Source organism: Dawidia soli (assembly GCF_018598185.1).
Lineage (GTDB): Bacteria > Bacteroidota > Bacteroidia > Cytophagales > Cyclobacteriaceae > Ohtaekwangia > Ohtaekwangia soli.
In genome coordinates, this window is record NZ_JAHESC010000006.1 from 88385 (window position 1) to 106015 (window position 17631).

Annotated in this window: 12 protein-coding genes; 10 read left to right on the forward strand and 2 right to left on the reverse strand. The window is 56.0% G+C overall.

The features are described 5' to 3' along the window. The first annotated feature begins 9 nt into the window (after positions 1–9). The 4 genes from KK078_RS06070 (at position 10) to KK078_RS06085 (ending at position 7859) form a co-directional block, all read left to right on the forward strand. Complete coding sequence (locus tag KK078_RS06070) at positions 10–4650, forward strand: Ig-like domain-containing protein (protein ID WP_317195871.1); 4641 nt, start codon at positions 10–12, stop codon at positions 4648–4650. Positions 4651–4892: 242 nt separating this feature from the next. After that, positions 4893–6347, forward strand: a complete 1455-nt coding sequence (locus KK078_RS06075; RefSeq protein WP_254089354.1) for a carbohydrate-binding protein — start codon at positions 4893–4895, stop codon at positions 6345–6347. A gap of 417 nt (positions 6348–6764) precedes the next feature. Beyond that, the gene (locus KK078_RS06080) at positions 6765–7292 is read left to right on the forward strand and encodes a DUF6265 family protein (RefSeq protein WP_254089355.1); all 528 of its coding nucleotides are present in this window, start codon (positions 6765–6767) and stop codon (positions 7290–7292) included. A gap of 6 nt (positions 7293–7298) precedes the next feature. Further along, complete coding sequence (locus KK078_RS06085) at positions 7299–7859, forward strand: NTP transferase domain-containing protein (RefSeq protein WP_254089356.1); 561 nt, start codon at positions 7299–7301, stop codon at positions 7857–7859. Here KK078_RS06085 and KK078_RS06090 read toward each other — a convergent pair. Together KK078_RS06090 and cobA are read right to left on the reverse strand one after the other, a co-directional pair. Next, positions 7854–8321 (reverse strand): nitrate reductase associated protein, encoded by a 468-nt coding sequence (locus KK078_RS06090; protein WP_254089357.1) that lies wholly within the window; start codon positions 8319–8321, stop codon positions 7854–7856. The two genes, KK078_RS06085 and KK078_RS06090, sit on opposite strands and share 6 nt — an antisense overlap. A gap of 2 nt (positions 8322–8323) precedes the next feature. After that, positions 8324–9100 carry a uroporphyrinogen-III C-methyltransferase gene (gene cobA / locus KK078_RS06095; RefSeq protein WP_254089358.1) on the reverse strand — a complete coding sequence of 259 codons (777 nt, stop codon included), beginning with the start codon at positions 9098–9100 and terminating at the stop codon, positions 8324–8326. A 104-nt stretch (positions 9101–9204) separates the two neighbouring features. Between cobA and nirB the strand changes: the two genes are divergently transcribed. The 6 genes from nirB (at position 9205) to KK078_RS06125 (ending at position 17596) form a co-directional block, all read left to right on the forward strand. Beyond that, positions 9205–11697 carry a nitrite reductase large subunit NirB gene (gene nirB, locus KK078_RS06100; RefSeq protein WP_254089359.1) on the forward strand — a complete coding sequence of 831 codons (2493 nt, stop codon included), beginning with the start codon at positions 9205–9207 and terminating at the stop codon, positions 11695–11697. 32 nt (positions 11698–11729) lie between these two features. After that, positions 11730–12104, forward strand: a complete 375-nt coding sequence (gene nirD / locus KK078_RS06105; RefSeq protein ID WP_394370547.1) for a nitrite reductase small subunit NirD — start codon at positions 11730–11732, stop codon at positions 12102–12104. 91 nt (positions 12105–12195) lie between these two features. Next, a complete protein-coding gene (locus tag KK078_RS06110; protein WP_254089361.1) occupies positions 12196–14046 on the forward strand; it encodes a sensor histidine kinase in 1851 nt (616 codons plus the stop codon). A gap of 19 nt (positions 14047–14065) precedes the next feature. After that, on the forward strand, positions 14066–14728 hold the full coding sequence (locus tag KK078_RS06115) for a response regulator transcription factor (RefSeq protein ID WP_254089362.1): 663 nt from the start codon (positions 14066–14068) through the stop codon (positions 14726–14728). 109 nt (positions 14729–14837) lie between these two features. Then, the gene (locus tag KK078_RS06120) at positions 14838–16157 is read left to right on the forward strand and encodes a NarK family nitrate/nitrite MFS transporter (protein ID WP_254089363.1); all 1320 of its coding nucleotides are present in this window, start codon (positions 14838–14840) and stop codon (positions 16155–16157) included. Between the two features lie 65 nt (positions 16158–16222). Continuing rightward, positions 16223–17596, forward strand: a complete 1374-nt coding sequence (locus KK078_RS06125; RefSeq protein ID WP_254089364.1) for an alginate export family protein — start codon at positions 16223–16225, stop codon at positions 17594–17596. Positions 17597–17631 lie beyond the last annotated feature (35 nt).

A 17631-nucleotide genomic window follows, 5' to 3' on the forward strand; every position in this document is an offset into this window, starting at 1 on the left:
ATTACGTTCATGATAAGATACTATACTCCGGCCGCGGGCCGGATGGCATACCGGCGATGGTTCGCGGTATTGTTACTGATCTTTTGCATTACGGCCGCGCAGGCTTCGTCCCGGGTTGATCGGGATGAGACGTGCGTTGCCTGTACCGATCCTGTGTGGACGGCGACCAATGTTTATACCGGCGGGGCGCGTGTTTCGTTGAATAATAAAATATACGAAGCCCGCTGGTGGACACAGGGAGAGAACCCCGAAACGCGCAGCGGCGAGTGGGATGTGTGGCGTTATATCGGCCCGTGTGACGGCGGTGGTACGAACGTCAACCCCACGGTGTCGCTGACGGCCCCGGCCAACGGCGCGTCTTTTGCCGCTCCTGCCAGCATTACGCTGACGGCGACGGCGAGCGATGCCGATGGCACCGTGGCGAAGGTGGGCTTCTACGCGGGCTCTACGCTACTGGGCGAAGATACTTCGACACCTTATAGCTATACCTGGACGGGTGTGGGAAGCGGTACGTATAGCCTCACGGCCCGTGCTACGGACAACGCCGGTGGTACCGCTACGACGGCCGCGGTGAGCATTACCGTGACGGGTGCTACCAATGCCAGCCCCGTGGCAACGCTCACAGCGCCGGCCAACGGCGCAACGTTTACGGCTCCCGCCAGCATTACGCTGACGGCCACCGCGAGCGATGCCGATGGCACGGTGACGAAGGTTGGATTCTTCAACGGCACGACATTGCTGGGCGAAGACACGTCCGCGCCCTATAGCTATGCCTGGGCCAGTGTGCCGGCGGGTTCCTATACCCTGCGGGCGGTGGCTACGGATAATGCCGGGGCTACGGGTACTTCGGCCACGGCCTCGGTTACTGTAAACGGTAACACCGGGGGTGGTTGTACCGTACCGGCCTATGTAAATGGATCAGCGTATAACACGGGTGACGAGGTTCAATACAATAATAAGAAATATAAGTGCGAGGTGGGTGGATGGTGCTCACTCGGCGGCGCGTACGAGCCGGGTATCGGCTGGGCGTGGGACAACGCCTGGGAGCTCCTGGGCGACTGCACGGGAGGGAACAACGGTCCTTCTGTCAACATCACGGCGCCGACGGCCGGTACCAATTTCCCGGTAGGGCAAGCGATCACTATTGCGGTTACGGCGAGCGATGCGGACGGTACAGTAACGAAGGTCGAGTTCCTGGTGGATGGCGTGAAGATCGGCGAAGATGCTTCCGCTCCCTATAGCATTTCCTGGACGACCACACCAGGATATCACACGCTGGTCGCCCGTGCTACGGACAACAGTGGTTTTACGAAGGAGTCGGCTGCGGTGTCGATCACGGCAGGAGACGTCAACACGGGTGGATTGCCGGCGCGCATCATGAGCGGATATTGGCATAGCTGGGGTGGTGGCGTGCCGTTTGTGAAGCTGCGCGACGTATCACCCAAGTGGGATGTGATCAACATATCCTTTGTTGAACCGGTGACGGTGGGCAGCACCAACGGCCAGGTGAAGTTCGTGCTGGCCGGTGCGACGGCCGACTATACCGTCGCCAACTTCAAATCTGATATCAAGCTGTTGCAAAGCCAAGGTAAAAAGATCGTGATCTCGATCGGCGGGTATGAGGGTTACTTCTCGCTGACGACTGCTGCTGCGCGCAATACATTTGTCAGCAACATGAAGAGCATTATTGACGAATATGGCTTTGATGGTATCGACATCGACCTGGAGCAAAGCTCGCTGGAGCTGGAGACGGGTGATGCCGACTTCCGCAATCCTACGTCGCCGAAGGTGGTCCAGATGATCGGGGCGATCCGCGATCTTTGCAACCACTATGGTGACGACTTTATCCTGACGTTTGCGCCGGAGGCGTTCTACCTGCAACTGGGCTACCAGTGGTATGCGGGGTTGCATTCCAGCGTAGACCGTCGTGCCGGGGTGTATATCCCGGTAATCCATGCGTTGCGTGATAAGCTCACGTACGTGCAGTCGCAGTTGTATAACCAGCCGGCGATCATGGGCCTGAACGGTACGCTGTATTCTTCGGGCAATCCGGACTATCTCGTGTCTATGACGGATATGCTGTTGAAGGGCTTTAACGTGGGTGGCAATCCCTCGTACTTCTTCCCGCCGTTACGCCCCGACCAGGTGGTGATCGCGGTGCCGGCTTCGGCTGGTGCTGCCGGGAGCGGCCAGGTAACGAACCAACAGCTGCAGCAAGCATTCAACTATATCGTAAAGGGGCAGTCGTATGGCGGGCAGTATACCATGACGGGCACGTACCCGGCGTTGCGCGGGATCATGGCCTGGTCTATCAACTGGGATGTTCTCCAGAACAATAATAGTTTTGTGAACAGCAACCGTACGTACCTGGATGGTCTCGGTGCGCCGGCGGCGGCCCGCGCGGCGGCGCCGATGGTTACGGCCCAGGCGGCACCGACGGTTCCGGCGGGGTGGGGTGACTTCCAGATGGGCCTGGTGAGTGACAATACCAACATCATCAATGTGCGGATGAAGAAGGCGTTGCAAGAAAATGTCAAGCTGGGGTATCGGTATGCGTATGTAAACAACGGTGTCGATCCTTCCAGCAACGCGCTGTCGTGGCTGTTTAACCAGTGGGGTACGGACTACTCGCGCAATTCGCAGGAGATGGGGCTGCGTCCGGCGTACGTCATTTATATGTTGCAGGAAGAGGGTGGCGCGGCTGCGCTGAAAAATAACATTCGCAATGCAGACTTTATGCGTAAGTACTTCTCGAGCATCCGCACGGTGGCCGAGAAAAGCAACGGGTATAAGGCGATCTTTGTGATCGAGCCGGATACGTGGGGTTATTTTTTACAAAATGCACTCGAGCAAGGTACCGTCTCCGACCCGCGTCAGGTGCCGGCGACGGTAAGCAACCTGGGTGCCGGTTACGAGCACCTGGCCGGTTTGCCGAACACCCTGAGCGGTGTGGCCCAGGGGATCATCCGCACGCTGCGCCTCTACGCTCCCGATTCTTACAGCGGTCTGCTAATGTCTTTCTGGTCGGTGAATGGCAACGGTGTTACCGGGCCTCCCGTAGCCGACGGCGCGAAGGGTATGGTATACTGGCACCAGGGTGATGTGACCTATTCAGCCCAACGCAACGCTGAGTTTGCCAACCAGTTGTTGCCTGCTACGGGTGATCGGGGTGACTTTATCGGCGTAGAGAAAAACGGTTGGAGCGCGGGGAACTGGTTTGTGAAACAAAACCGTCGGGATTATTACTGGAACGATACACAAAATGCGAAGTGGGTAAGCTGGTCGAAGACGCTGGGCCAGGGTGTTAACCTGCCGCTGCTCGGCTGGCAGATCTCGATCGGCCACATGGGCTTGCCGAATACGGTGAACCGGTATGAAGATACGTTTATGCCGTACTTCTTTACCCACAAACAAGAGTTCTTTGACGCCGGCTTTATCGGCTTCCTGGCGGGCAAGGGCCTGGCGGATTGTACAGATTTTACAAACCTGAACGGCAACTCGCTGGAGGCAAACGGCAATGCCGGCGACAACGGTTGGTTCTTTGAGCAGCTCAAGGCGTTCGATGCCGGGCGTCCTTACCTGACGGGAGTTACTCCGGCATCGGTGAGCATTACATCGCCTGCGGCGCAGAGCTCGTTTACCGCGCCGGCTTCGATCCAGCTCGCTGCCACGGCGGGCGCCGGCACGGGTGGCACGATCACGAAGGTGGAGTTCTTTCAGGGTACTGTGAAGCTGGGGGAAGATACCAGCGCTCCGTATGCCTTTGCCTGGACGAATGTAGCGGCGGGATCGTATAGCCTGACGGCAAAGGTGACCACGTCCAGTGGCACGACGGCTACGTCTTCGGTTGTTGCCATTACCGTAACGGTGCCGAACACCAATACGCCTCCGGTAGTAAGTCTGACGGCACCGGTGGACGGAACGGCTTATACTGCGCCGGCCACGGTTGTATTGCAGGCATCGGCTTCTGACAACGGTGTTGTTACTAAGGTTGAATTCTTTCAGGATGGTGTGAAACTCGGGGAAGATACGTCTGCTCCGTATACCTATACCTGGAGTGGTGTTGCCGCGGGTAGCTATGCGCTTGCTGCAAAGGCTACCGACAATGAAGGTGTCAGCACTACTTCTGCTGTGGTCACGGTTACGGTAACGAATCCTACCGGTGGTTGCACGGGTGTGCCGCTGTATGTGGAGAACAGCGGCTATGTCGCGGGCAGCCAGGTGCAGCAGGGTGGTTCTATTTACCAGTGTCGTGAGTGGCCGTACTCGGGCTGGTGTAACGGCGCTGCGTGGGCGTATGGTCCCGGCACGGGTATGTACTGGCAGGACGCCTGGGTTTTAAAGGGCGCGTGTGGTGCACAGCAACGTGTGGCGGTGGAAGCTCTTGCGGCGGAAGGTGCGACGATCACGCTGTACCCGAATCCCGGTGAAAGCAACCGTGTCCAGGTTGTAACGATCGACTTCACACAAGACGCCGGCGATGTGGCCGTACAGGTAATGAAGGCGGATGGCGTTCAACTTGTAGACCGGAAATATCAGGGTGTCCGGCGCTCATTGCAGGTAGAAGTGCCGGCGTTGCCGGGCGGATTATACCTGATCCGCATCGGTGCCGGATCGCAGAGCGGCCTGGTGCGTTACCTGGTACGTTAGAGATCAAGCTACTTTTTATAGTCAGATGAACAAAGGAATATCGCCGTAATGGCGATATTCCCTTTTAATGTAAGACGGTTGTTGCTATACTTTTTCCGCGTGTGCACGGGGTGCCATTTAATAATTGCGCGGCGCCGTTCAATAACTGCATTCCTCCTTTCTTTTTCTGCTGCCTAACATTGTATGCCGGTTGTGTGGTGCAGCCGGTGTTAACGGATTGTTTCACTTTTACTTTTTATGCTATGAAAAAAATTATTACGAAGATGGAGCAAAACCTCCGGCTGCTGCTGTTGCCGTTGCTGGCATTTGCCGCCAACGGGGCGTTTGCGCAGAACTGGCAGCTGGTCTGGCAGGATGAGTTTACGAACGGGATCAGCTCCGACTGGGTGTTTGAGACCGGCACCGGCAGCGATGGCTGGGGGAACCAGGAGCTGCAATATTACCGCCGCGAGAATGCCACGGTGGAAAACGGTCAGCTGGTGATCACGGCACGTCGCGAGAACTTCAACGGCTCTGCCTATACTTCGGCCCGTATGAAAACACAGGGCAAGAAGTCGTGGCGCTACGGCAAGATCGAGGCGCGGATCGCCATGCCGAACTTCCAGGGCTCCTGGCCTGCTTTCTGGATGCTGGGTGACAACATCAGCACCGGCGCGGGCTGGCCTGCCTGCGGTGAGATCGATATCATGGAGCATGTGAACACCGGCAGCGACATTCACGGTACTGTTCACTGGTCTGATAACAATAATCAGTATGCCAGCTACGGTGGCTCTACCAATACCAACGTGACCGGCTATCACCTCTATACCATCGAGTGGAATGCGAACACGATCCGCTGGTTCATCGATGGCAACCAGTATCATGTGATCGACATCACGAACGGCGTGAGCGGCACACATGAGTTTCATAACAACTTCTTTATTCTGCTCAACCTGGCTGTGGGTGGTCGCTGGCCGGGATGGACTGTGAACGATGCTGCGCTGCCGGCAAAGTATTACGTCGACTATGTGAAGGTATACCAGGACGGTGGTGGCAACCCGCCGACTTCCAGCACGACCATTCAAGCGGAGAACTACGGCACCATGCTGGGTGTGCAGACAGAAGCTACGACCGATGCAGGTGGTGGCCTGAATGTAGGCTATATCGATGCGGGTGACTGGATGGCTTATTATAATGTAAACTTTCCGACTTCGGGTAACTATACTATCGAGTACCGCGTTGCCAGCCAGAACGGTGGTGGCCGTCTGTCGGCCGACCTCAATGCCGGGTCAATCGTACTGGGCGCGCTCGATGTGCCGAATACGGGTGGATGGCAGAACTGGACAACGGTTTCGCATACGGTCTATGTCAATGCAGGGACTTATAACTTCGGCGTGTTTGCACAAGCCGGTGGCTGGAACCTGAATTGGATCCGCATTACGCGCCAGGGTGCTGCTGCGTCGTTGCAGGGTGCGAAGGTTGCTCCCGATCAGTCTGCGGCTTTTGATATTTATCCGAACCCGGTTGCGAACGAGCTTAACGTGGTGTCGTCGGAGGATCTTGCTTCCGGTAGCGTGCAGATCGTTGATAAGGCGGGTAAGAAGGTGATGACGATGGGTGGTTCTAAAAAGATCGATGTGTCGTCGCTGCAGCCGGGGTTTTATACGTTGACGTTTATTCGCAATGGCAAGACTGTAAGCCGGAATTTTGTGAAGTGACATTGGGTTAATGTGTTTATATGTCTGGGGCTTCTCTGAAAGGAGAGGCCCTTTTTTTTGATGCGGAGCAACTGGGCTGACGGCGCCTAAGGGCGAAGGCGGTCGGAGACCGCCACCATACGGGGCACCGGTCTCGCCCCGAAACGGGACTAAAGACCGGCGCCAGATGCGGGCCATTGGGGCGCATCGTGATGCTGGTGGTGGTGCGAGGTGGTGCCGGGTGATATGTCGGGGATAACTTTATTATGGCGTATCCCTGGCTTTGGTATGGCTTTAGTATGGCTGAATATCGCTATAAGGTCGCTATAAGGTCACTGTAAGGTCGCTAAAAGGTCGCGGTAAGCCTGGCTGGTTTTGGGGTTGGATCGAGCGGGCGATGCGTACGGAAGATGTGCTTTGAATTATATATTTTTGGATATGAAGATACCGTATTATACCCTTCTGCGAAAGTGTTTCGTTGTGTTGATATTGATCGTTTTGTCGGGTGCTTGTAGTAAAGCAAAACGAAACGAGCCGGTGGCTGTGGAGGCAACTCCCTATGGGAGGCTGAAGTCTGCGGCGTGGTTGTTGGGGGCGTGGCGGAATAGTACGTCTCGCGGGGAGTTGTACGAGGCCTGGCGGGTGAAGGATGATTCGACGTATGCGGGGAGGAGTTGTTTTGTCGTGGGGAAGGATACGGTTTCGTCGGAGACGGTGGCGCTGGCTATGCGCGGGGGTAAGCTGCTGTATATCCCGACGGTGCGGGATCAGAATCATGGGCAGCCGGTGACGTTTACGGAGACGACGGTGACCGAAAATGAGATGATCTTTGAGAATCCGGTGCACGATTTTCCGCAGCGGATCACGTATAGACAGGTTGGGGACGATTCTTTGGTGGCGGTGATCTCGGGGATGCAGGGGGAGAAAGAAAAGTCTGTGAAGTTTCCGATGAGCCGGGTAAGATAAATTCAGATGGAGGCGGTATTGAATGGGTTGATCCTAAGTGGCGGATATAGCTCGCGCATGGGGCGGGATAAGGCTTTACTGGAATATCATGGAATGCCGCAGCGCGAATATTTGCGTCGTGTATTGGCGGCGTGCTGTGCGGAGGTATTCCTTTCGTGCCGACCGGACCAGGTGGTTGATGCGGGGTGGAAGGTTGTGGTGGATGTGTTTGATTTCCGCACGCCGCTGAATGGTATTATGAGTGCGTTGCAGCTGCATCCTGATCGTGCGTGGCTGGCGGTGGCCGTGGATATGCCGCGGGTCGACGAGGCTGTGCTTTTGCAGTTGCTGGGTGCGCGTGATCCGGAGAAGATCGCTACGTGCTTTTATAATCCGGTGCGACGGATGCCGGAGCCCTTGCTGACGATCTGGGAGCCTGCTGCGTTGCCGGTGTTACAACGCTATGTGGCCCAGGGTACGGTGGGTCCGCAGTACGTGCTGAATAACGAGATTATACAGGCTATACAGCCTTTGGATGCCGATATTTTTCTAAATGTAAATTATCCCACGGACTGGCCTTCTCTATAGCAGGGCGAACTCGCGCAGGGCGCGGGGAAAATTCTTTTGCTCGTGCGCCGAGGCGCTCAATTTTACCAGTGCAAAACGTTGCAGGATCGAGAGGCCATACCATTGCGCTGACGAGATGGTGTAACAAAGCTGTTCTAATTTTTCGCACAGGCTGGCCGGTATTTCCTGCAGGCGTGCCGGGGTGCAGGCTGCTGCGGGGAGCAATGGGGTTGCATCGTGGCCGGTGCGCAGTTGTATGGTATCGCACAGGAAGTCCCGGTAGTCTTCTACTTCGGTGTCGGTTTCGCAGGGCAATACCGCCAGCAAGGAACGTTCTTCGGTCGTCATGCGGCTCCATTCTGCCAGTTTGAGCTTTATTAAGCAAGCGTCCAGCTTGTAGCGTACGATCATGGGGATGCAGCGTACGTTGTCTTCGATAAAGTCTTCTTCGAAAGCGAAATACTCGATGGCTGTTGTTGTCATGGTCAGGAACGTTTTACGAGGTACGGATCTTTCTGTAAGGTCAGGGCGTGGGTGAGCGTGTGTTCGTCGACTACTTTGCCGATGACGATGACGGCGGGAGAGCTCAGGCCTTGCTGCCGGACGGTGTCTACAATATTGCAAAGCATCGATATGGCGATCTGCTGATCGGCGCAGGTGGCGTTTTGTACGATGGCTACCGGCTCCAGCGGTGAGCGTGCCTGGCTGAACAGCCGGACGATCTCGGGGAGCTGGGCCATGCCCATTAATATAACGACGGTGGCGGTGGACTGTGCGGCGTGGTAGAGGTCGCCGGCCAGGGAGCCGTCGCTCAGCACGCCTGTCACTACCCAGAAGCTTTCATTGACATGCCGTTTGGTGAGGGGAATGCCTGCGGCGGCGGGTGCTGCCAGGGCGCTGGAGATGCCGGGGATCACTTCGGCGGTGACGCCATGCTGTTGTAAATAGACGAGTTCCTCGTGGCCCCGGCCGAATACAAACGGATCTCCGCCTTTGAGCCGTACCACGGTGTGAGATCGTTGTGCATAAAAGAGGAGCAGTGCGTTGATCTCTTCCTGCTCAAAGGCTTTATGGCCGCGGCGCTTCCCTACATATACCAGCCGGCAACCGGGTTTGGCGTGCTCCAGTAATGCCGGTGCGACCAGTGCATCATATAATAGAATGTCGGCCTGGGCGACGGCTTTCAGTCCTTTGACGGAGATCAGATCCGGGTCGCCGGGGCCAGCGCCCACCAACAAAACTTTTCCTTCGCTTGGTACCATGCTGTTATTGTTTTACGTAATAATACGTAAATACTTTGCGTAATACGAGACTATTTACGTATTATTACTTAAAAATAAGGTTCTTAGTACTTAAATCGTTTGAAATGAAGCACGTAATACTGGTGGGAAATGGAATGACCAGCTTTAAGCTGTGTGAGAAGCTGCGCAAGCTGTCAGGCGACATACGCATTACGGTGTATGGTGAGGAGATCCGTCCGGCGTATGACCGGGTGCACCTGAGTGAATATTTTGCCGGCAAGACGGCCGACGACCTGTTGATGGCGCCGCGCGGGTGGTACCATGAGCAGGGCATCACGTTGCATACGGGCGAGCTTGTTACCGAGATCGATCGGGCGAACAAAACGATCCGCACGCATCACGGCATTACGGACCATTACGACTACCTCGTATTAGCGACCGGCTCGGGCGCGTTTGTGCCGCCGCTGGAAGGTGTGGCGCTGGACGGGGTCTTTGTCTATCGAACGATCGAGGACCTGAACCAGATCATCGAATACGGCCGGCACAGTCGTACCGCCGCGGTGCTGGGAGGCGGTTTGCTCGGCCTGGAAGCGGCCAAGGCGTTGGTGGACCTGAACCTGGAGGCGCACGTGGTAGAATTCGCTCCGCGTTTGATGCCGCGGCAGCTCGATGATGCCGGCGCTATGATCCTGGCACATAAGCTTACGGAGATCGGGATCACGGTGCATACGGGTAAGGCGACCAAACGCATTGCGGGTGACGACCGGATCACAGCGCTGGAGTTTGCGGATGGTACTGCCTTGCCGGTGGATATGCTGGTGATCTCGGCGGGGATCCGTCCGCGGGACGAAGTCGCGAAGGCGTGTGGCCTGGCGGTGCACGGTCGCGGTGGGATACTGGTAGACGATTATCTGCGCACCTCCGACGAGCATATCTTCGCCATCGGCGAAGCGGCGGTGCATAACAATATGGTTTACGGCCTGGTGGCTCCCGGGTATGACATGGCCGATGTGGTGGCCCGCCAGTTGACGGGCGACCTGTCGAAGACCTTTACGGGTTTCGACATGTCGACGAAGCTCAAGCTGCTGGGTGTGGATGTGGGAAGTTTCGGCGACCCGTTTGGCGAGACACCGGGCAGCATCCCCATTGCTTTCCAGGATCGTTGCAACGGTGTGTACAAGCGCATCAATATTTCGGCTGACCGGAAGCATCTGCTGGGCGGGATACTGGTGGGCGATGCCAGCCAGTATAATATCTTCCACCAGATGGTGGCGAATAAAATTCCGCTGCCGGCGCAGCCGGAGTCGCTTATCATCGGCACGCCGGGTAAGGAAGATGAGGGAGCGGGTGTCAAGAGCCTGCCGGATACCGCGCAGATCTGTTCGTGCGAGAATATAACGAAGGGTGACCTGATCAGTCAGATCAGGGACCATGGAGCCCGTACGATCGACGAGCTGAAGAAGACGACGAAGGCTTGTACCGGTTGTGGCGGGTGTACTCCCTTGGTGAACGATGTGTTGAAGATGACGCTCGAAGGCCTGGGTGTGGTCGTGAAGAAGACATTGTGCGAGCACTTTGCGTTCACGCGGCAGGATCTTTATGATATTATCAAGATAGAGGGTATCCGTACGTATGATGCGTTGCTGGATAAGCACGGCGTGGGCGACGGGTGCGAGATCTGTAAACCTGCGGTGGCCTCGTTGCTGGCGAGTATCTGGAACGAGGTGATTGCCGAGCAGGCGACGATCCAGGACACCAACGACCGTTTTCTGGCCAATATTCAGCGCGGGGGTACTTATTCGGTCGTACCGCGTATTGCCGGGGGCGAGATCACGCCGAAGAAGCTGATGGCGATCGGCCGTATCGCTGAAAAGTATAATCTCTATACGAAGATCACGGGTGGTCAGCGCATCGACATGTTCGGTGCGCAGGTGCACGAGCTGCCCTTGATCTGGGAGGAACTGATCCAGGAGGGTTTCGAGAGCGGCCATGCGTACGGCAAGTCGTTGCGTACGATCAAAAGCTGTGTAGGCTCTACGTGGTGCCGTTACGGTGTACAAGATTCGGTGTCGTTTGCTGTCTTTATCGAGAACCGTTACAAGGGTCTGCGCGCGCCGCACAAGTTCAAAGGCGCAGTGTCGGGATGTATACGCGAGTGTGCCGAGGCACAGTCGAAGGACTTCGGTATTATCGCCACGGAGAAAGGGTGGAACCTGTATGTGTGTGGCAACGGTGGAGCGCGTCCGCAGCATGCGAAGCTGCTGGTGACGGATGTCGATACGGATACCTGTGTGCGGCTGATCGACCGCTTTCTGATGTACTATATCAAGACGGCTGACCCGCTGACGCGTACGGCGACCTGGCTCAACAAAATGGAAGGCGGGCTGGAGCACTTGCGGCAGGTGGTCGTGGAAGACTCTTTGGGCATTGGCGAGACGCTGGAGAAAGAAATGGCAGCGCTCATGGCGAACTACGAGTGTGAGTGGAAGAAGGTGGTGGAAACGCCGGCGCTGCGCGCACAGTACCGTCACTTCATTAACGACGAAGCGAGCGATGACACGCTGTCGTTTGTAGACCTGCGCGGGCAGAAGATGCCGACCGACTGGAATCGTAAATAAGGAATTATAAACGGATACTAACCATGGAATCAATGAACGAGCTTACGACCTATACATCTCCCAACAGCACGGATGTTGCGCACTGGTATCGTGCGGCGCGCACGACGGATTTTCCGGAGAACGGCGGCGCCTGTGTGAAGTATGGTGATCAGCAGATTGCGGTCTTTAATTTTTCCCGTCGTGCGGAATGGTATGCCTGTCAGAACCTTTGTCCACATAAGATGCAGATGGTCTTGTCGCGCGGTATGATCGGCACGGCGTCGGGCGAGGCCAAGGTGGCCTGTCCTTTTCATAAGAAAACATTTTCGCTGCATACGGGCCAATGCCTGAATGCGGAGGAGGCATCGATCACGGTATATCCGGTCAAGGTCGTTGACGGCTTCGTGTACATCGGCTTTACGGCATAAAGCTTTTGTACCGGTTTAGGTCAGGTGCCGGGCCCCGCCCGGCACTTTTGTTACGATGTCTCCGTAGAATTTTACGTAATTTGCTACGTATATGCTTCCTCAACCCGATCCATCCGCCACGATCCAGCGCAGCCGGTTTAGCCGGCTCGGTACGCTTTACGTACTGGCCCTGAGCGTTATCGCGACGGTGGCCATTACCGGCCAGGCGCTTATTCAAAGTCACCTGCAGGCGCAGCGCAGCGACTCGCGCGTGGTGAACGTGGCCGGCAAGCAACGCATGCTGAGTCAAAAAATCACCAAGACGCTGTTATACCTCGAGCCGCTGCAGTCTGCCGGCGAGCGTCAAACCATTGTTACCGACCTCGGCGCGGCGTTCCACTTGTGGCATACTTCGCAGCAGGGGTTGCAGTATGGCAACGACAGTTTACACTTGCCGGGGCGAAACAGTGCGGCGATCGTGAACCTCTTTCACGATGCGGCGGTGCCGTATGCCACGATGGGCGAACATACGTCGCGGATCCTGCAGCTGTTGCAACAGGACCCCCTGACGCCCTATGATTCGCTGCGTGGCGCTATTGTGGCGGTGCGCGGTGCGGAAGGTGCTTTTTTGCAGGGCATGGAGCGGATCGTGGCGCAGTATGAAGCGGAGGCCAACGACAAGATCGAATCGCTGAGTCGTATCGAGTATATCATTCTGGGGATTGTGATCGGCACGATCTTGCTGGAGTTTGCTTTTATTTTCAGGCCTACGACGGTGTATGTCAGCAACACGCTGCACCAGCTGATGACGTCGGAGAAAAATGCGCGCAAGCTTTCGAAGGAGATCGGTGAGCTTTATGCATCGCTGGAAAAATCGTATGAACAGCTGTCGGTGGTAAACCAGCCGCCGGAGAGTCCGCGTTTGCTGGCGCGCGCCGATCGCGGGGGCAATGTGCTGTTCCTCGCCGATGCTTTTGTGGGACAGGTAGTGGCCGACGCGGTGCCGTCCGACGGCGATCTGCGGCTGAGTGACCTCTTTGCGGGGATCGGCGAGCCGGGTGATTGGATGGATGCTGTTATCGATACTGTTTCGGAAGGTAATAGCTGGCAGGGCGAGCTGACGTTGGCGGGGCCGGATGGGACAACGCCGTGGATGGACGTTACGATCACGCCGGTGTACGAACAGGCGGGCCAGGTGTCGGAGCTGTTGGTGCTGGCGACTGACATTACGCTGCGCAAGGAGGCCGAGCACGGCATGAAGCAGAAGAACAAGGCGGAGATCGAGCGGAAGATCAACCAGCAGAAGTTCCGGTCGGTGTTGATCCTGGAGGGACAGGAGGAAGAACGGAAGCGCCTGGCGATGGATATTCACGACGGTATCGGGCAGATGCTCACATCGCTCAATTTTCAGATCAGCTCGATCGACGTGGGCGATACGGTCAAGGCGGAGAAGAAGATCATCGAGATCGACCACCTGGTGAAAGATGTGATCAAGGAGGTTCGCCGGGTGACGTTCAACCTGAAGCCTACGGTGCTGGGCGACTATGGTCTGCAGGCGGCTTTGAACGTTTTTATCCAGGAGATCGCCAAGCTGACGGCCATGAAGCTTACGTACAAAAGCGAAGGTACGATCGAGCGCCTGCCGGAGAATGTCGAGAACAACATCTTCCGCATTACGCAGGAGGCGATCAACAATGCCATCAAGTATTCCGCCAGCCCGCAGGTAGATGTGACGCTGTCGCAGACGGACAGCGACCTGGTGGTATCGGTGCGGGATTTCGGAAAGGGTTTTGATGCCCGGTCGCTGAAGGACCGTAATATCGATATCGGTTCGGGGCGGGGATTGTTCAATATGTACGAGCGGACCGAGTATATTCACGGCCGCTTAGAGATCCGCTCGGAGCCCGGTCACGGTACCACGGTGTTCCTGACGGTGCCTTTGCGTGTAAAGACTTTATCTTAGAACCTGTATACAGGAAGTTATGGAACATATCAAGATCGTATTGGCCGATGACCACGTGTTGGTGCGCAAGGGCATCCGGGCTATGCTCGAGTCTGACGCGGAGATGGAAGTGGTGGGTGAGGCCGGTAATGGCCAGGAAGCGCTGGAGGCTGCGCGTGCGTTGAAGCCTGATATTCTGGTGCTCGACATTCGCATGCCGCAGATGGATGGTCTGTCGGCGGCCGCGCGTGTGAAGGAGTATTCGCCAGGCACCAAAGCCGTGATCCTTTCCATGCACAACTCGGAGGAGTATGTGTTAGAAGCGTTGAATGCCGACGCCTACGGCTACTTGCTGAAAGATACCGACAAGGAAGAATTTCTGAAGGCACTGCGTGCCGTGCACGGGGGGAGTAAATATTACACCGGCGCGGTCTCGCACGTACTGGCGAACCAGCTTCTGCAAGGTCAGGGGCAGCGGCCCGTGCGCCGGGAGGAGGATTCGTCCGATCCCTATAATTTATCCAAGCGCGAGAAGCAGATCCTGCGCATGGTGATCGATGGCAAGCATAATAAAGAGATTGCGGAAGCGCTCGACAAGAGTCAACGCACGATCGAAACGCACCGTTTTAATATTATGAAGAAGCTGGGGGTGAATAACGCGATCGACATGGTGAATAAGGCGGTACGTGAAAACATTGCCTGAGCTGTTGCATTCTACGTAGTTCGAACGTTTTCGATAATATTGTTACGTATTTTTACGTAAAGCATACGTATTTTGAGTATGTTTAGTACGTAATATTAATACGTAAAGCATGTCACAAACCCACTTCCCCAAAGCTACGCGGATCAACCTGTTTGATCTTTCGTCCGTGCCCATGCGCACGTTCCACATTACCTGGATCACCTTCTTTTTCTGTTTTTTCGGTTGGTTCGGGATTGCTCCCCTGATGCCCGTCGTACGGGAGGATCTTGGCCTGAGCAAGGCCCAGATCGGTAACATCATTATCGCGTCTGTTTCCATCACGATCTTTGCCCGGTTGTTCTTCGGGTGGTTGTGTGACAAGATCGGGCCGCGCATTTCGTATTCGGCGTTGTTGATCCTGGGTTCTATTCCGGTCATGCTGATCGGCTTCAGCAACAGCTATGAGTCGTTCCTGCTCTTTCGTTTAGCGATCGGTGTTATCGGGGCTTCTTTTGTGATCACTCAATATCATACTTCGGTGATGTTTGCGCCCAACGTTGTGGGTACAGCTAACGCTACGGCCGCGGGTTGGGGTAATATGGGGGGCGGTGTGACGCTGATGGTCATGCCGTTGATCTTCGCGGGGCTGGTGGGTGCGGGCTATGCCGCGCCGGAGGCGTGGCGCTACAGTATGGTGGTGCCTGGGGTGGTATTGCTGATCCTGGGATTTGTTTATTATTTCTTTACGCAGGATACGCCGGCGGGCAACCTGCGGGAGATTAAAAAGGATCTGCCTGCTACCGTGCCGGCGCAGAAAGAAAGTTTCTGGAAGACCTGCCAGGATTACCGTGTGTGGGTTCTTTTCCTGGCGTACGGTGCCTGCTTCGGTATCGAGATCACGATCGACAATATTGCTACGCTTTACTTCGTCGACAACTTTCACCTGGGCTTAAAAGAGGCGGGACTCATCGCCGGCGCCTTTGGTATGATGAACATCTTTGCGCGTGCGCTGGGCGGTGTGTTTGGTGACAAGGTCGGGAAGCGGTATGGCCTCAGCGGCCGGATCTTTATTCTGGCGTTGTTCCTGTTGCTGGAGGGTTTGGGCATTATGCTCTTTGCGTCGATGGATGTGCTGACCTGGGCCATTGTGACGATGCTGCTGTTTGCGCTTTTCTTAAAGATGTCCAATGGCGCTACGTATTCGGTCGTGCCGTTCATTAACGCGAAGGCCATGGGCAGCGTGTCGGGCATTGTGGGCGCGGGGGGAAATGTGGGCGCGGTGCTGGCGGGTTTTCTGTTTGCCTCGGAGAGCATTTCCTATCGTGATAGTCTTTTTATGATTGGCATTGTTGTAGCGCTGGTGTCAGCCGTTGCCTTTCTGCTGAGCTTTGCGCAGCGTGCGGCCACTTCGCCTGCTACAGATGCGGTGGTACAGGAGGCGGTAGCCTAAGGCGGTCTAAACAACCGGACGCCAACCTTAGGTCTCTTCTTTCTGTAACCTTAACTGCAATACCTATGCATGGCAAGTCTATTATTCTTTTGCTGCTGGTCTTCCTGATCTTTGGGCCGGCTTCGGTACACGCCCAGGTGGCGGTGTCGGCGCAGCTGCGCACGCGCGGCGAATACCGCGACGGGCAGGGGACGCCCTCCGTGCGCGACACGGTTCCCGCGGCGTTCGTGTCGCAACGTACGCGCGTGAACCTGCGGTATACCGGTCACCGGTTCACGTTCTATACTACTATACAGGACGTGCGTGTCTGGGGGCAGGATGCGTCGTCGATCAACCGGATCAACACCGATGCTTATGACGGCCTGATGCTGCACGAGGCGTGGGGTGAGATCAGCCTGGTGGACACCGGCAAGGTCGTTAAGCATTTTACCCTTAAGATCGGCCGGCAGGAGCTGGTGTACGACGATGTACGCCTGCTGGGAAATCTCGATTGGCTGCAACAGGGGCGCCGCCATGACGCCGCCCTGGTGAAGTTTGAACACCACGGCTGGACGGCTCACCTGGGCGCGGGGTATAACCAGAATGCAGAACGTAAATCGAATACGATCTACAACGGCACGCCCAGCGGTTATGCGGCGAGTACCAATGGCATGGCTACTCTGTATAAGTCGATGCAGTTCCTGTACGTCGGGCGTAAGCTGCCGTTTGGCAATGCATCGTTCCTATTCTTTAAAGACGACTTCAGTAAGTTTCATTTTGCTCCTGCCGACACCCTGGCGAAGACGCCGCTTTATGAACGCGGTACGTGGAGCCGCTATACGGTGGGCGGCAATCTTTTTGGCACGGTGCGGAAGCGTGTGACGCTGGCGGCTACGGCCTTTTTTCAGGGTGGGAAATATCGGGACGGGACGTCCTTACAGGAGTATCTTTTCTCGCTGTCGGCCTTGTATGCGGTGAATAAAAAATTCAGCGTGGGACCGGGCGTGGACCTTACCTCGGGGAACAATGGTGACGACCCTTCGAAGAAATACCAGCGCTTTGACCCTTTGTACGGCACGCCGCATAAGTTCTGGGGGTATATGGATTATTTCTATGTGGCGGATGGCTTTGGTGCCAATGGCCTGACGGATCTCTATATCAAATCGAAGCTGGTGGCGAATCCGCGTTTGACGTGTATGGCGGACGTGCATTACTTCACGTTGCCCGATAAAGTACATGGCGAAGACGGCCGGTGGATGGACCGGTACCTGGGTACGGAAATAGACTTTACGGCGCAATATGCGCTTTCGAATATCATACAACTCGAGGGCGGGTATAGCGCCATGCTGGCATCGACGACGCTCACGTCGCCGAAGGTGAAGAACGTCAAGCATGCCGACCGCTCCGCGAACTGGGCGTATATCATGATCGCGCTTCGGCCTGCGTGGACAAATTTATAGGGGTAATAACAGTTTCAGGAACGATTTAATACAGA

Excerpts from the sequence above, each read along its gene's own strand:
- KK078_RS06070 (WP_317195871.1), top strand. The coding sequence starts at position 10 with ATGATAAGATACTATACTCCGGCCGCGGGCCGGATGGCATACCGGCGA.
- KK078_RS06075 (WP_254089354.1), top strand. The coding sequence starts at position 4,893 with ATGAAAAAAATTATTACGAAGATGGAGCAAAACCTCCGGCTGCTGCTG.
- KK078_RS06080 (WP_254089355.1), top strand. The coding sequence starts at position 6,765 with ATGAAGATACCGTATTATACCCTTCTGCGAAAGTGTTTCGTTGTGTTG.
- KK078_RS06085 (WP_254089356.1), top strand. The coding sequence starts at position 7,299 with ATGGAGGCGGTATTGAATGGGTTGATCCTAAGTGGCGGATATAGCTCG.
- KK078_RS06090 (WP_254089357.1), bottom strand. The coding sequence starts at position 8,321 with ATGACAACAACAGCCATCGAGTATTTCGCTTTCGAAGAAGACTTTATC.
- cobA (WP_254089358.1), bottom strand. The coding sequence starts at position 9,100 with ATGGTACCAAGCGAAGGAAAAGTTTTGTTGGTGGGCGCTGGCCCCGGC.
- nirB (WP_254089359.1), top strand. The coding sequence starts at position 9,205 with ATGAAGCACGTAATACTGGTGGGAAATGGAATGACCAGCTTTAAGCTG.
- nirD (WP_394370547.1), top strand. The coding sequence starts at position 11,730 with ATGAACGAGCTTACGACCTATACATCTCCCAACAGCACGGATGTTGCG.
- KK078_RS06110 (WP_254089361.1), top strand. The coding sequence starts at position 12,196 with ATGCTTCCTCAACCCGATCCATCCGCCACGATCCAGCGCAGCCGGTTT.
- KK078_RS06115 (WP_254089362.1), top strand. The coding sequence starts at position 14,066 with ATGGAACATATCAAGATCGTATTGGCCGATGACCACGTGTTGGTGCGC.
- KK078_RS06120 (WP_254089363.1), top strand. The coding sequence starts at position 14,838 with ATGTCACAAACCCACTTCCCCAAAGCTACGCGGATCAACCTGTTTGAT.
- KK078_RS06125 (WP_254089364.1), top strand. The coding sequence starts at position 16,223 with ATGCATGGCAAGTCTATTATTCTTTTGCTGCTGGTCTTCCTGATCTTT.